Origin of the sequence: Chengkuizengella sediminis, assembly GCF_010078385.1 — a bacterium.
Taxonomy (GTDB): Bacteria; Bacillota; Bacilli; order Paenibacillales; family KCTC-33759; genus Chengkuizengella; species Chengkuizengella sediminis.
In genome coordinates this window covers 18,280-30,884 of sequence record NZ_SIJC01000003.1, presented here as the reverse complement: position 1 = coordinate 30,884, position 12,605 = coordinate 18,280, and the positions used below count along the sequence as shown (strand labels likewise).

16 protein-coding genes are annotated in these 12,605 nt (G+C 36.8%); 15 read left to right on the top strand and 1 reads right to left on the bottom strand.

The window, feature by feature from the left end; translation table 11 throughout:
- Window positions 1–164 precede the first annotated feature (164 nt).
- The gene (locus EPK97_RS07350) at window positions 165–350 is read right to left on the bottom strand and encodes a hypothetical protein (RefSeq protein WP_162035982.1); all 186 of its coding nucleotides are present in this window, start codon (window positions 348–350) and stop codon (window positions 165–167) included.
- 156 nt (window positions 351–506) lie between these two features.
- On the opposite strand from EPK97_RS07350, the gene EPK97_RS07345 reads away from it, so the two are divergent.
- The 15 genes from EPK97_RS07345 to EPK97_RS07275 all read left to right on the top strand — a co-directional run bounded on the left by EPK97_RS07345 (window position 507) and on the right by EPK97_RS07275 (window position 12,592).
- A complete protein-coding gene (locus EPK97_RS07345) occupies window positions 507–1,022 on the top strand; it encodes a DUF4309 domain-containing protein (protein WP_162035981.1) in 516 nt (171 codons plus the stop codon).
- A 216-nt stretch (window positions 1,023–1,238) separates the two neighbouring features.
- A complete protein-coding gene (locus EPK97_RS07340; RefSeq protein WP_162035980.1) occupies window positions 1,239–1,871 on the top strand; it encodes an isochorismatase family protein in 633 nt (210 codons plus the stop codon).
- Window positions 1,872–2,287: 416 nt separating this feature from the next.
- The gene (locus EPK97_RS07335; RefSeq protein ID WP_162035979.1) at window positions 2,288–2,737 is read left to right on the top strand and encodes a sigma factor-like helix-turn-helix DNA-binding protein; all 450 of its coding nucleotides are present in this window, start codon (window positions 2,288–2,290) and stop codon (window positions 2,735–2,737) included.
- The gene (locus tag EPK97_RS07330; RefSeq protein WP_162035978.1) at window positions 2,724–3,254 is read left to right on the top strand and encodes a hypothetical protein; all 531 of its coding nucleotides are present in this window, start codon (window positions 2,724–2,726) and stop codon (window positions 3,252–3,254) included. Before EPK97_RS07335 ends, EPK97_RS07330 begins: the two co-directional genes overlap by 14 nt.
- Window positions 3,255–3,715: 461 nt before the next feature.
- Window positions 3,716–4,174: a hypothetical protein gene (locus tag EPK97_RS07325; protein WP_162035977.1), complete on the top strand. Its 459-nt coding sequence runs from the start codon at window positions 3,716–3,718 to the stop codon at window positions 4,172–4,174.
- 1 nt (window position 4,175) lies between these two features.
- Window positions 4,176–5,204 carry a phage tail sheath subtilisin-like domain-containing protein gene (locus tag EPK97_RS07320; RefSeq protein ID WP_162035976.1) on the top strand — a complete coding sequence of 343 codons (1,029 nt, stop codon included), beginning with the start codon at window positions 4,176–4,178 and terminating at the stop codon, window positions 5,202–5,204.
- 32 nt (window positions 5,205–5,236) lie between these two features.
- Entirely contained in the window at window positions 5,237–5,674 is a 438-nt protein-coding gene (locus EPK97_RS07315) for a phage tail tube protein (protein WP_162035975.1), read from the top strand.
- Between the two features lie 94 nt (window positions 5,675–5,768).
- Window positions 5,769–6,167, top strand: coding sequence for a phage tail assembly chaperone (locus EPK97_RS07310; protein ID WP_162035974.1), 399 nt, complete (start codon window positions 5,769–5,771; stop codon window positions 6,165–6,167).
- Between the two features lie 186 nt (window positions 6,168–6,353).
- Window positions 6,354–8,444: a hypothetical protein gene (locus EPK97_RS07305; protein ID WP_162035973.1), complete on the top strand. Its 2,091-nt coding sequence runs from the start codon at window positions 6,354–6,356 to the stop codon at window positions 8,442–8,444.
- 11 nt (window positions 8,445–8,455) lie between these two features.
- The gene (locus EPK97_RS22350) at window positions 8,456–9,103 is read left to right on the top strand and encodes a LysM peptidoglycan-binding domain-containing protein (RefSeq protein ID WP_338075664.1); all 648 of its coding nucleotides are present in this window, start codon (window positions 8,456–8,458) and stop codon (window positions 9,101–9,103) included.
- Window positions 9,100–10,059, top strand: a complete 960-nt coding sequence (locus tag EPK97_RS07295; protein ID WP_162035972.1) for an XkdQ/YqbQ family protein — start codon at window positions 9,100–9,102, stop codon at window positions 10,057–10,059. Before EPK97_RS22350 ends, EPK97_RS07295 begins: the two co-directional genes overlap by 4 nt.
- A 4-nt stretch (window positions 10,060–10,063) precedes the next feature.
- Window positions 10,064–10,498, top strand: a complete 435-nt coding sequence (locus tag EPK97_RS07290) for a DUF2634 domain-containing protein (RefSeq protein WP_240903727.1) — start codon at window positions 10,064–10,066, stop codon at window positions 10,496–10,498.
- Window positions 10,498–11,580, top strand: coding sequence for a baseplate J/gp47 family protein (locus EPK97_RS07285; RefSeq protein WP_338075663.1), 1,083 nt, complete (start codon window positions 10,498–10,500; stop codon window positions 11,578–11,580). Before EPK97_RS07290 ends, EPK97_RS07285 begins: the two co-directional genes overlap by 1 nt.
- Window positions 11,570–12,139, top strand: coding sequence for a YmfQ family protein (locus EPK97_RS07280; protein ID WP_338075662.1), 570 nt, complete (start codon window positions 11,570–11,572; stop codon window positions 12,137–12,139). Before EPK97_RS07285 ends, EPK97_RS07280 begins: the two co-directional genes overlap by 11 nt.
- A 57-nt stretch (window positions 12,140–12,196) precedes the next feature.
- On the top strand, window positions 12,197–12,592 hold the full coding sequence (locus EPK97_RS07275; RefSeq protein WP_162035971.1) for a DUF2577 domain-containing protein: 396 nt from the start codon (window positions 12,197–12,199) through the stop codon (window positions 12,590–12,592).
- The last annotated feature ends 13 nt before the right edge of the window (window positions 12,593–12,605 follow it).

The window sequence follows — 12,605 nt, the reverse complement described above, 5'->3', positions numbered from 1 at the left end:
CGTTTATTACCATAAACAAGATGAGTATATTTTAAAAACAATGGAGGCTTTTTCATTATCTAGTGAAAAATAGACCTTCTTTAATCAAAGAGAGTCTATTTAAGGAAACTTTGCCTTTATATAATCGATAAAAACGCCTATTAGCTTTTAGCTTATTGGGCGTTTTATGCTCTAAAGCATTTACCCAGAAGATCCAGCATTGGAGAAATATCCCCTCCAATACTCGGATCTTTTTTAAATTCCTTAGTTTGATTTTCAATGAGGTTTAAAATTTCAATCGTAAATTGGACTTCTTTTTCATTTCGACTCATTTTTTCTTTTGCTTGAAGATAGCTTTTCAAAGTACTCAAAATAGAGAGATTGATCCATCCTCCTTATACTTATCTATTATTTTTTCCTTTAGCTCTATTTTTAAACATGTTTCCCCCCTACCTTTCATAGACTTGTACAAAGTAAAAAGAATAAATTAAGTTTGAAAAAATATTTTGGTATTTGGGGTGAATGTTATGATAGCAAGATCAGGATCTATGCTCTCCTTTTTTCTTTACATACTAATCTTATCAGGATATACAGATTTAGATCGTATCGATCAATTAGAAATGAATAAATATAAATTTTTCTCTGAGCTTAGTTGTAATTTGACTATAGATTCCAACCTTTTAGATCAGTCAAAATCAGGTCAATTACCAGGAGTAGATGTTTCAATAGGTATGTCTAAGCAAGAAATATTAAAGACGCATGGAATGCCTGATACTATTGGAGAAATGCATGCTACATATTATAAATATAATGGCTGTACATTTTATTTTGATTCAGAGGATTTAGTAAGAGTCATTGATGTAGATATTCATATGACACCTACTCAGATAAAAGAAATATTAGGAGGAAAACCTTTTGAAGGTTTAGATGGTGAAGATGATTCTTATCTAATAACTTATGTTTTAGAGAATGACTATAGGTTTTACATTGATTATGGTACAGAAAACAGTCATGAAGGAGTACTTCGTTATAAAATAAATTAGAATATATGTTTAGTCCCATAAGTGAACTTCACTTATGGGTATGGACTGAAATTATAAGGTTTGATCTTTAATTAAGTTCTGAATTTCCGAATATTGTTAACTGTGGGAAATTTAAGTTGACATTAGAGAAATGTAATCATATAATTATCTTGAATTAAAGATATTTTAATTCGAGATAATTATACAAAATAAAAGTATTTTAGGAGGAGAATTCACATGAAGACAATCTTTATTGATCCAAATGATGCGGTATTACTTCTTATTGACCATCAGAGTGGTTTATTCCAAACGGTCAAGGATTTAGATGTTCCAACACTAAGGAGAAATGTAAAAGCTCTTACCAAGTTAGCTCAAATCGCAGATATACCCGTTATCACGACAGCCTCAGTTCCTGAAGGACCGAATGGACCTCTTATCCCAGAGGTTAGTAATATGCTTAATGCTACTTATGTACCACGTAACGGAGAGATCAATGCATGGGATAACCCTAATTTTGTGAAGGCTGTGGAGGAAACTGGTAGGAAAACACTTATAATGGCTGGTACATGGACAAATGTTTGTATGGCATTTCCAACCTTAAGTGCCTTAGCAGAAGGGTATGCAGTGTATGATATTTTAGACGCATCAGGTACAATAAGTAATATGTCAACTGACATTACAATGGCTCGTATGGTTCAAGCTGGGGCTGTTCCAGTTGATACGGTTTCCGTAGTTGCTGAGGTTCAGAGAACTTGGAATCGATCAGATGCAGAAGAGTTTGCTTCCCTTTATGCAGAATTAGTGCCGAATTATGGTCTTCTTATAGAAAGCTATGGAACTGCATATGGAGAAGGTCAAAAAAACAAATAAAATAAATCATTTAAGCGTTTGGAAACTGGGAGTAATGGAATACTCCCAAACAAAAATCAAAAAATACTAATTTTCAATAGTTTGAAACTTAAGAGGGGAAAAAATCACCCTCTTAAGTTTTTTTACTTTGGTAGATACATCAGAGCGATATGTTTTACCATCTTTTCCATCTATTTCTACTTTATGTGTTGACGAAACAAAATAATGCACTTATAATAAGAACAAATGTTCCTATATTTGATCGACTCATTTCCATTAGATTTGCCCCTGTTACTCAATATATACTTGGCAGAATCCATCACCTTTAGGTATTGCAACTTATTTAGTTATTTGTAGCAATGCATAACGAAATGATCAATGTCCGGTATATAAACGAAACAAAATATGTGCGACAAGAATGGGAGGAAATGAGAAAAATGACAATACAATTAATGAAAGAGATAGAAGAAGGAAAAAAGATTAGTAATAACAAACAATTTCGTGTCAGTTATTCGCTAGATGATATTAAAGGTGTAAGAAGATTATTAAAAGATCGATTTATTATTTCTAATCGGCGATATAAAGGGGATACAAGAGCAAGCGACATTTTACTCGATTTGAATACGGCGATTGAACAAGCAGATTTAACAAAAAGACAAACTCAAACGTTCATTTTAGTATATGGATACCGACAGTTTCCTCAACAACAAGCAAGTGAAATTCTCGGAATATCACAGAAGCAAGTAAGTTCTCATCTTCAAGGTGCTCTAACAAAGATTACTCAAGTGTATAAGGGTTGGAATTATAACGAAGTAGAGATTAAGATTTGCTCAGATCATAATTCATGTGAACATGGATGGGAGGGTGATGTCGTTGAAAGCTATTAAGGATGAATTGGACAAGATGGTGGACATGCTAAAAGGGTGTCTAAAAGAAGGGAAAAGCTTTACATTTAATCATACATGTTATGAAGTTCAATTGAGAGAAGAGAGGATACGATGCATTGAAGCTATAATAGAGACATACCATCATGAAATAAACGATTCGCACTCCCTAAGCCCTCATTTGCTGCAACAATTAGCTGATTTAATTCTATATGAGGAATTAACAGATGTTAATCCCTATAAGGTACAACGTGAAGATTATCCGATAATGAGCAGTTGGCAGTTTCATTTACGACAACAACGTGAATACAATATTACTCTAGCTGAAGAGATGGATGTCAATTATACGAAATGCAATCCTCCTGTACGTAGGAAACGAACTGCTAAAGAAGAGTGGATTCGAGAGAAAAATGATCAGGAACGATTACGCAAAACCAACGTTCTTTACTATGACTTTTCTAATCCAAGTCCAATCAAACAGTACTTACTTAAAGATAAGGAAAATATTCAATATGAATGACAGAACTTTTCAACCACTTCCACAGTTCTCCTGTTTTTATAGACTCGAATGTACCTATATACCGCTCTAGTTGAGCGATTTATATAAAAAAATAAATAAAAGGGGGTATATTTTTCCTCGGTTCAAACTCTCTCTTTATGCCAAAGTAATTACATTTTAGAATCATGATTACAAAAAGAAAAGGTTCCATTACTCGGTTTTAAAAATTTCATGATAAGCATCATTACTTATAAAGACTTCAAGTAATAATGCTTCACGAAAATGATGATGCCAAGTATATGATGGGATCTTTTTTTTATTGGCTTTGTGTAGATGGAGGTGAAAATATGAGGAAGGAGTAACCGTGTAATTTACATTGGCAATGAGTCGTAAAAAAAGAATAGGAACAGGAACAAGATCTTAGATTGAAAAACTAGGAATGAAGAGTTGGGGTAAGGTTATTGCCCACAGGGGATGAGAATGTGTTAATAATTGAATATTTTGAAATTATTGAGCGTTTTTTGCTTACTATCTCCCCTACTAGAAAGGTGGAGAGGCATAAACTTGCTCAGGAAGTAGATCCAGAGACAATGATTATTCGTCACAAAGAGGATTCTCGAAGGTTTCAAACACCTTATCAGTATGTTAAGCAATGTCAATTTGAACTAGAGTATGTAGATGTATCTGCAGAGAAAACTCTAGAACAAGTAGATCGATTAAGCAATGCATTATATGAAGAAAGATTTCTTTCAAATTCGGAAGAGCAGAAGTCTATACATGTGGAATCATTTACATTTACCACTCCTGCACTTGTAGGAGAAAATATATCATGTACTGGAGTGTTAACTGTAACAGAGACGATTTCTTTACCACAGAAAACCTTTGAGAAGATGAGTAACATCCACAATACGTATAGACAATTAAATAAGGGAGGAATGTGAGATGGCAGGAGGAACTTGGAGTCCAATCTCTTTACCAAATCAACCAGGATTATATTTAAACTTTGTAGAATCAGCAGTAGCACAAATTCAAGGGGGGAATCGTGGAACAGTAGCGATCCCACTATTAACTTACAGTGGTTCAGCAGAAACTGGGAAAGTATATTCTATAGAAAAAGAAAGTGAAGCATACCCATTATTTGATTCTGAAGGAGTGCAATCCATTCAGTTAGCTCTGCAAGGTGGAGCAAAAGAGGTACTCGTTTACACGATGCCAGATTCACCACAAGAAGCAGATTATGCTACGATGCGTGATGTTCTGGATACCTATCCATTTAATGTGTTTGTATTCGATGGTGAAGCAGATGCAACACAGCAGACAAATATTCAAACATGGGTGGAAAGCAATAGAGAAGAAGGAAAACACTTCTTGGCAGTATTAGGACGCAGTGATGATTCGACTGTTCCAGTATCCAGGCAGTATGGAGATGATTATATTGTTCACCTTATTAACGGAGTGAAAAAAGAGGATAGCGAATATACATCAGCTCAATTTGCTCCTTATATTGCGGGTCTTATTGCAGGAACGGCCATTAATAAATCGATTACTTATTCGCAAGTGTTCGTGGATGATGTGAATGTTCGTTACAAAAATTCAGATGTAAAAACGGCTTTAGAAAATGGTGCACTCGTTCTTGTTCATGATGGAGATAAAGTGAAAATTGAACAGGGGATTACTTCATTAGGAAGTAAAATCAGAGCCATTGGTGCAAGACAAGCAGTAGCAACAGATATCGCAAAGACTGCAGCTGACTCTTATATTGGTAAATTAGATAACAATGAAGATGGTCAGAAAGCACTTATTTCAGCGATTAAGGCGTATCTTGAAACATTAGAAAACTCTAATGTATTAACGGACATTTTAGTAGAGCTTGATCCAGATCGTGTTTCTGCAGGTGATTCAGTTTTCTTACGTATTAGCTATAGAGAGCTAGATTCTATGGAACGTATTTTCTTGAATATCAACATTTAAAATGAATAAGAAGAAAGTGAAGGTGATTATAGATGGCATTAGATGCAACTCGTACGATTAACGGTACTTTTGGAGAAGTATGGCATGATGGTGAATGGTTAACAAACATGAAGAGTGCTGAAGCAACAGTGGAATTGAATAAGGAAGAAATTCAACGCGCAGGAACACGTTGGATTGCTCATAAAGTAACAGGACTTAGTGGAAGTGGAACCATGACTGGTTATAAAGTAACCACAGAATTTATTGAGAAAATTGGGAAAATCGCTGATGATCGCAGTGGTGTATTTGTGACAGAACTCATTCTCGCATTAAAAGACCCTGAATCATTCGGTGCATATCGTGTACGTCTGAAAGGTGTACAGTTTGACAATATTCCACTGATTAACTATGAAGTGGGTGCAATTGTGGAAGAAGAACTTCCATTCACATTCACTGGATATGAACTGTTAGATACGATTAGTGAAACATAGTGAATTTGATCAAAATAAAAGGCGAGTTTTCCCTAGACTCGTCTTTTTCAATATTTAAAACATTCAACCATATAAACGAGAGGATGAAACGTGGATGAAGAGTATAAAGAATGCAGAAGTTGTATTACGTACTTTATTAGATGCCGATTTAAGACCTGAGAAAGAGATATTTATGAAGCGCTTTAATCTTCATTTTCATATCCAAGCATTAGATGGGAAAACGATCAATAAAATTCGTGAGCAGGCGAGTTTTCCAGTCAAAGGCGGGGAGAAGCAAGTTGATGATGAAAAGTTTGGTGCATTAGTGATTGAAAAAGCATGTCTGATCCCAAATTGGACAGATGGACAGTTATTAGAAGCTTTTGGACCGACACCGATAGATGTGATTCAAAAACGTTTGTTAGCTGGAGAAATCGCAAAACTATCAAACGAAATACTAGCGTTGTCTGGATTTGCTGATGAGGATGAGAGCATAGAAGAAATAAAAAACTAATTAAATCAGGTGGCGTTCCCTTTTTATTTCACACCATTTTCCAGCGTCATGGACTGCCTCCTGATGAACTCTATGCCAAACCCATCGGAGCACAACGATTTATCTTTGCTTCAATGTTATTGCAGTTAGAAGAAGAAGAGAAAGAACAGAAACGTTTGCAACGCTTAAGGAAAGGAGGTTAATGAATTGGCAAGGGCAGCAGAATTGAACATAGCAATCGATCACTATGAGAGACTAATAAAGCCAGTAGACCAAGTGTATAAAAAAGTAACAAACATGTTTGCTCAAACAAATCAATGGATCAATAAGTCTACTGAAATAATGGATCGTTTGAAAGTGCAATCACAAGCATTGAATACTAATGTAGAGAAAGTAAAATCCACTATAACTGAAGTACAAAATGTTGGTGATGTAGCACAAAATACTTGGCAAGATACAGTGAATTTAGGAAGTACATTGCAAAATGTGTTTAAAGAAGCGCAAGGCTTTGGAAGCACCATGATAAAGTCATGGCAAGAGGCAGAGAACTTTGGTCAACAAGTGAAAGACATTTGGTCCGATTCAGGCATCAAATCAACATGGAATCAAACAACAAGTCTTGTAGATACATTAGAAGGTTCTTTGAAAAACGTAGAAGAATATGCAGATAAGGCAAAAGGGGCATGGGGTCAATATAAGGAGATTTCAGGGTCTATTAAAGGGATCTGGAGTAACCCTGAAGACGAATCTTCCAACAAAGTTACCGCACTTAACAAGATAGAAGAGAAATTGACACCCGTGTTTCAAAAGACCCTTACCTTTGTCAGCAATTCACTTCAAACTGTGCAAAAAACCAAATCAATCCTATCCAAGGTTGGGCAATTTGGGAAAACTGCACAAAACACATGGAAAGAAGGCATGGAAGTAAGTAAAGCACTTCAAAGGACGTTTAACGAGGCGAAGAATGTAGGCAAGACGATGAAAGCAACATGGAATGAAACAGGGAAATTTGGAAATAAAGTTCAAGGCATTTGGTCAAGCTCAGCTAGTGTAGGAGATAAGATAATGGCAACCTGGCAAGAAGCTTCTGCATTTGGCTCCACTGTAAAAGAGGCTTGGAATCAAGTATCATCCTTTGCTCAAACGTTAAAAACGACCTTTGCTAGTGTCCAAAAATTTGCAGAGACTGCGAAAGGAACGTGGGATCAAGCAAAAAAACTTCCTGGGCAATTGAAAAAAATATGGAAGAACCCTGTTGAATCAGCAACTGAATCAGAGACTGCCAAAAACAACAAGAAGACCAAGAAAAAGGCGAAAGAGCCTTTAAATAAAAAAACCAAGAATCCATCATTTGAGAAAGTGAAGGGTCGTCCCATTAAAAAAACCAGCCGGAAAAAGAGAAGAAAAGGAAGAGGTGTTGCTGGTTTGGTTGGAGGTATGATAGGAAATTTAGTAGGTGGAGGTAACGGTGAAGGTACATGTTGTAGTGATGGAATATCGTCTGCAATCCATGGGATAGGAACCAATCAAGATAAACTAACTAAATCCAATAAACAACTAACCAAGGTGACTTCAAACAATACTTCTAATTTAGTTAAAAGAGCTAAATCCGTTGCTAAAGGAGCGACAAAACGTATACCGGTTATTGGGACATTGTTAAGTGCTGCAGACATTGTTACCGCAAAAGATAAGAAACAAGCCGTTGGAGAAACAGCAGGTGGTGTGATTGGAGCTACCCTAGGTGGCACCATTGGCTCAGTCATCCCTGTTGTTGGTACTGCGATAGGAGCAACTATCGGAGGTGCTCTTGGTTCTTGGGCTGGAGGGAAACTAGCAACGATAGATATGGACGAGATGAAAGAAAGTATTACTTCAATAAAAAATGTTGCAGTTAATCAACTAGTTAAAATGACGGACTTAGGACGGTCTACTATGGAAAAAGTGCAAGAATTCGGTTCCTCAATCTTGGATAAAACAAAAGTATTCGGTACATCGATCTTAAATGAGGCAAAAGATATGGGTTTTATAGCAATGGTACTCGATTTCTTTGATTTCAGTAGTGATATAAATAAAAATGTTGGTGTTCCACAATCGCATAATCCATATCGTTCCAATGTTGCAAATATGTACTCAAATGATTCAGATGAACGTAGTGATCTAGGGCTGCAGACGAGCAACAATACATTTCACATAACGGTAAATTACACAGGAAATAATGACGAAATGGAGCAAGACGTAGACAAAATAGTGGATACAATGGTTCGTAAACTTCGTATAGCAGGCATGTCATTTGTGTAGGAGGTGATACTGTGCAATTCTGGCTAACATTTAATAACGGAGCTGAAAAAATACAATTACCAGTAAATCCAGATCGAATCGATGTAACAAGTGGTCATCAATATTCGGATGTTCAAGTTTCTCAATTTGGAGAATACACAGTCATAGGCGATAACCAGCTTAGAGAATTTCAAATTTCATCCTTTTTTCCGAGAGATTATCACTCAGTGTATTGTGAATATGAGGCGTTGGCTGACCCATGGCAAACCGTAAAAAAAATTCGCTCATGGCAACAATCGGGAGAGCCATTGCGTTTCATTGTCACTGAAGGGATAGGAGAAACGGATAAAATCAATGTACTGGCTACGATTCGCTCCTTTCAATATGAAGAAAAAGCAGGGAGTCCAGGAGACGTCTATTATAGTATGACCCTAAAAGAGTATCAATTTCTGAATTTTAAAAAAGTAGCAGATGAATCCAAACTACAAGAAACACGTCCAGGTTCGAAAAAGCAGGTAAGTAACTACATTGTGAAGAGTGGGGATACACTGTGGAAGATAGCTCAATCCACACTTGGTGATGGGAGTTTGTGGACAAACATTCACAGTGCCAACATCGATGTCATCGGACCTGATCCTAATCAGATTAGACCAGGACAAAAGTTGGTGATTCCATCATGAAAGTAGAAGTTCAGTATAACAATGATATGTACCTAGATCCGTTAGTTACTTCCATTACATGGTCCGGAGATAGCAAGCAGGCATTTCGCAAATTGGAGCTTCAGTTATCAAATACAACAAATGGGAAAGAACAAACCGTTTTCATAGAGAAAGGTAAACTTTTGAAATTTTCAAAAGATGACGAGGAATTATTTAGAGGAGTGATCTTCTCGCACTCTATTCAAGCAGATGGCAATATGAGTGTGACAGCCTATGATGAAAATATTTACCTAACAAAGAATGTAGATACGAAGAAGTTTACCAATATGACAGCCTCTTCAATCATCAAACAGTTATGTAATGACTTCGGAATTTCCTTTGGATCTATTGAAGATACAGGATATGTTTTTCCAAAATTCATTATGCGTAATAAAACCCTTTGGGACATGATGAATACCGCCTTAACAGAGACAAGTAAACAAATCGGCAGGCGTTTTATTTTATTCTCGAAAGAGGGGAAGTTACAACTCATTGAACGCAAGAAGAATATAGTCGAATGGGCCTTGCAAAATGGATTTAATATTTTAAACGCATCCTATGCCGAGTCCATTGAAGATGTACGAAATCAAGTCAAAGTGATTAGTGGAGATCTTGAAGATCAACCCATCGCAACTATCGTTGAAGATCAATCCTTAATTAAAAATGTTGGTTTAATGCAGCATATCGAGGAAAGCGATGTGGATCAAAATACTTCACAAGCCCAACAGTTGGCAAATCAAATGTTAAAAGACTTGAGTAAAGTGAGCGAGGAAGCTGAGATTGAAGCCTTAGGAAATGAAGCGGTGGTAGCTGGATCAGTGATTTATGTATCTGAGACCATGACGAAGATATCAGGTGATTTTCACATAGTGACAGATACTCATACATTTCAAGACAAGGTACATCGTATGAGATTAAAGGTGGATAAGTTGAGTTAATCAAATGAAAAAGGTGGTGAATCCAATGGCTTTAAGCCCTATACCTGAATTAATAACCACAGAAACGAATACCACTATAAAAAAAGTCCAACCTTCTAAGACATATAAGTTTGATTTTGATACAGGAGAAATGAAGGGGTATATTGATGGCATTGAAGCGGTTAAGCAATATGTACGCAAGTCACTCTCAACGCCGCGATTTCGATACCTTATATACACTGATCAATACGGGAGTGAATTAGAGGATTTAATCGGTCAAGATGTTCCTCATGAGTTGGTGGATGCTGAAGTCCCTCGTCTGATTGAAGAAGCCATTTCTTATGATGATCGCATTCGGACCGTACTTAATTTTAGTATTTCTCGAAAGGGAGATGCACTTTATGCCACTTTTGAAGTGGATACGGTAGATGGAAGGATAGAACAGGAGGTGAAAGTATAGTGGCATATGAAACAGAAACTAAAGAAGTAATTTTGGAACGCATGCTCAGTAAATCACCCGCAACCATTGATCAACGTGAAGGTTCTATCACATATGATCTGCTCTCACCAGCTGCCATTGAACTTGCCCAAGCGTATATTCAACTAGAATTGGCTTTAAAATATGGCTTTGCTGATACTACCTATGGTGAATATTTGGACATGCGTTGTAGAGAGTTGGGAGTAGGGAGGCGTTCTGAATTACAAGCATCTGGTAGGGTTACCTTTACAAGTGATAATGAAATTACGATTCCAGAAGGTGTCCGTATTTCAACGGCAGTGACTGTAGATAGCGATCCTATCTATTTTATGACCATTGAAGAAGGGGTCATTGATCAGGGGAATGGATCTATTGATATCGCTGTTAAAGCTGAAGAAGGTGGTACATTAGGTAATGTTGATGCTGGTGAAATTAGCCTTGTTTATGGAGATTTGAGTGGGGTTGTTCAGGTTGCGAATCCTGAATCATTTGATAATGGAGTAAATGAAGAATCGGATGCAGATTTACTGAGTCGTTATTTAGAACGTGTACAAAATCCCTCAACAAGTGGGAATGCCAATCATTATTTAGAGTGGGCAAAAGAAATTTCAGGGATTTCAGATGCAATCGTTGTTCCGATTTGGAATGGCAATGGAACAGTAAAAGTGATTCTTCTCTCAACAGATAAAACGGCACCAGACGAAAGCATTGTTACTAATGTGAGGCAATACATTGAATCGGCACGCCCAGTCGGGGCAGATGTTACTGTTGTTGGAGCACCAGAAGTTGGCATTACGATTGATGCTTCTATTGTATTAGATCAAGGTTATGATATGGATCAAGTTGCGGAACAAATTAGAGTGCAAGTAACAGAGTACCTTGTTACTTTAGCATATCGTGATTCTTTTGTTAGATACTCACAAATAGCCAGTACCATATTAGAAATAGACGGAGTGTTAGATTACGTTGGACTAACCATTAATGGCGGTACGTCCAATGTCCATGTCTCTATTGAAGATGGGGAAGTGGCTGTTTTAGGTGAGGTGACGATTAGTGGAAGTTGATAGAGATATAGAGCAACAGATGCTAGATTATTTACCCAAATACTATCAAGAATCTGTGATAGGGACAAATGTGACTCTACTTGAAGCTGGAGAAATAGAGGGGTTAAACGAAGAGATTAATGAAGTTCTTCAACAATTCTTTATTGAGACAGCAACATGGGGATTAGATCATTGGGAGCGTATATGTGGCTTAGTGACAGATCAATCTAAATCATACGAAGAGCGTCGATCCGTCGTTAAATCTAAATTACGTGGCATCGGAACCGTTACTGTAAGATTAATAAAAGAAGTAGCAGAATCATATGGACATGGAGAAGTAGCCGTAGAAGAAGTACCTCAAGATTATAGAATTGTCATCACATTTATTGGAGAATTGGGCATACCATCGAACTTGGAAGATATTCAACAAGCATTAGCAGAGATCATCCCTGCTCATCTTGGTATTGAATATATCTTTACCTATATGACTTGGGACGATTTAGACATATACATGCTAACTTGGAACGAGTTAGATAGCAAAAATAGTACATGGGGTCAGTTTGAAACCTATAGAGAATAGTGGAGGTGGACTCACATCGAACGGTTAGAAGGAAGTGCCTATAGTCAACTCATCCAAATGTTCAGAATATTCGGATTTAACAAAGAGGTTGACATTGAACTAGCAACAATTAAATCTACCGATCCTTTAAAAATTCAGGTTGATAATATGAAAATTATCCTTGAAGAAGAAGATTTAATTGTAGCTGAACCCTTGCTTGAACATAAAAGAATATTACGAATAGAAAGTCAAGAAATGACTTTAGATACAGACGTAACAAGCCACGATATTGTAAGTACGAGCCCACATGGACCATGTGAAACTACTTTCACCAAATTAGCATTAGATGCAAAAGTAACTGGTGAATCTGTGGAGGTCACGATTGAATCACCTCTTGAAGTAGGAGATCGAGTCATTGTTGCCTCGATTAGTAATAATCAAAAATACATTGTGCTGGATAAAGCAGCTGTATAAAGGAGGAAGTTGA

Coding starts and splice junctions, on each gene's coding strand:
- EPK97_RS07335 (WP_162035979.1), top strand. CDS start 2,288: ATGACAATACAATTAATGAAAGAGATAGAAGAAGGAAAAAAGATTAGT.
- EPK97_RS07290 (WP_240903727.1), top strand. CDS start 10,064: ATGAAAAAGGTGGTGAATCCAATGGCTTTAAGCCCTATACCTGAATTA.
- EPK97_RS07345 (WP_162035981.1), top strand. CDS start 507: ATGATAGCAAGATCAGGATCTATGCTCTCCTTTTTTCTTTACATACTA.
- EPK97_RS07320 (WP_162035976.1), top strand. CDS start 4,176: ATGGCAGGAGGAACTTGGAGTCCAATCTCTTTACCAAATCAACCAGGA.
- EPK97_RS07275 (WP_162035971.1), top strand. CDS start 12,197: ATGTTCAGAATATTCGGATTTAACAAAGAGGTTGACATTGAACTAGCA.
- EPK97_RS07295 (WP_162035972.1), top strand. CDS start 9,100: ATGAAAGTAGAAGTTCAGTATAACAATGATATGTACCTAGATCCGTTA.
- EPK97_RS07340 (WP_162035980.1), top strand. CDS start 1,239: ATGAAGACAATCTTTATTGATCCAAATGATGCGGTATTACTTCTTATT.
- EPK97_RS07315 (WP_162035975.1), top strand. CDS start 5,237: ATGGCATTAGATGCAACTCGTACGATTAACGGTACTTTTGGAGAAGTA.
- EPK97_RS07310 (WP_162035974.1), top strand. CDS start 5,769: ATGAAGAGTATAAAGAATGCAGAAGTTGTATTACGTACTTTATTAGAT.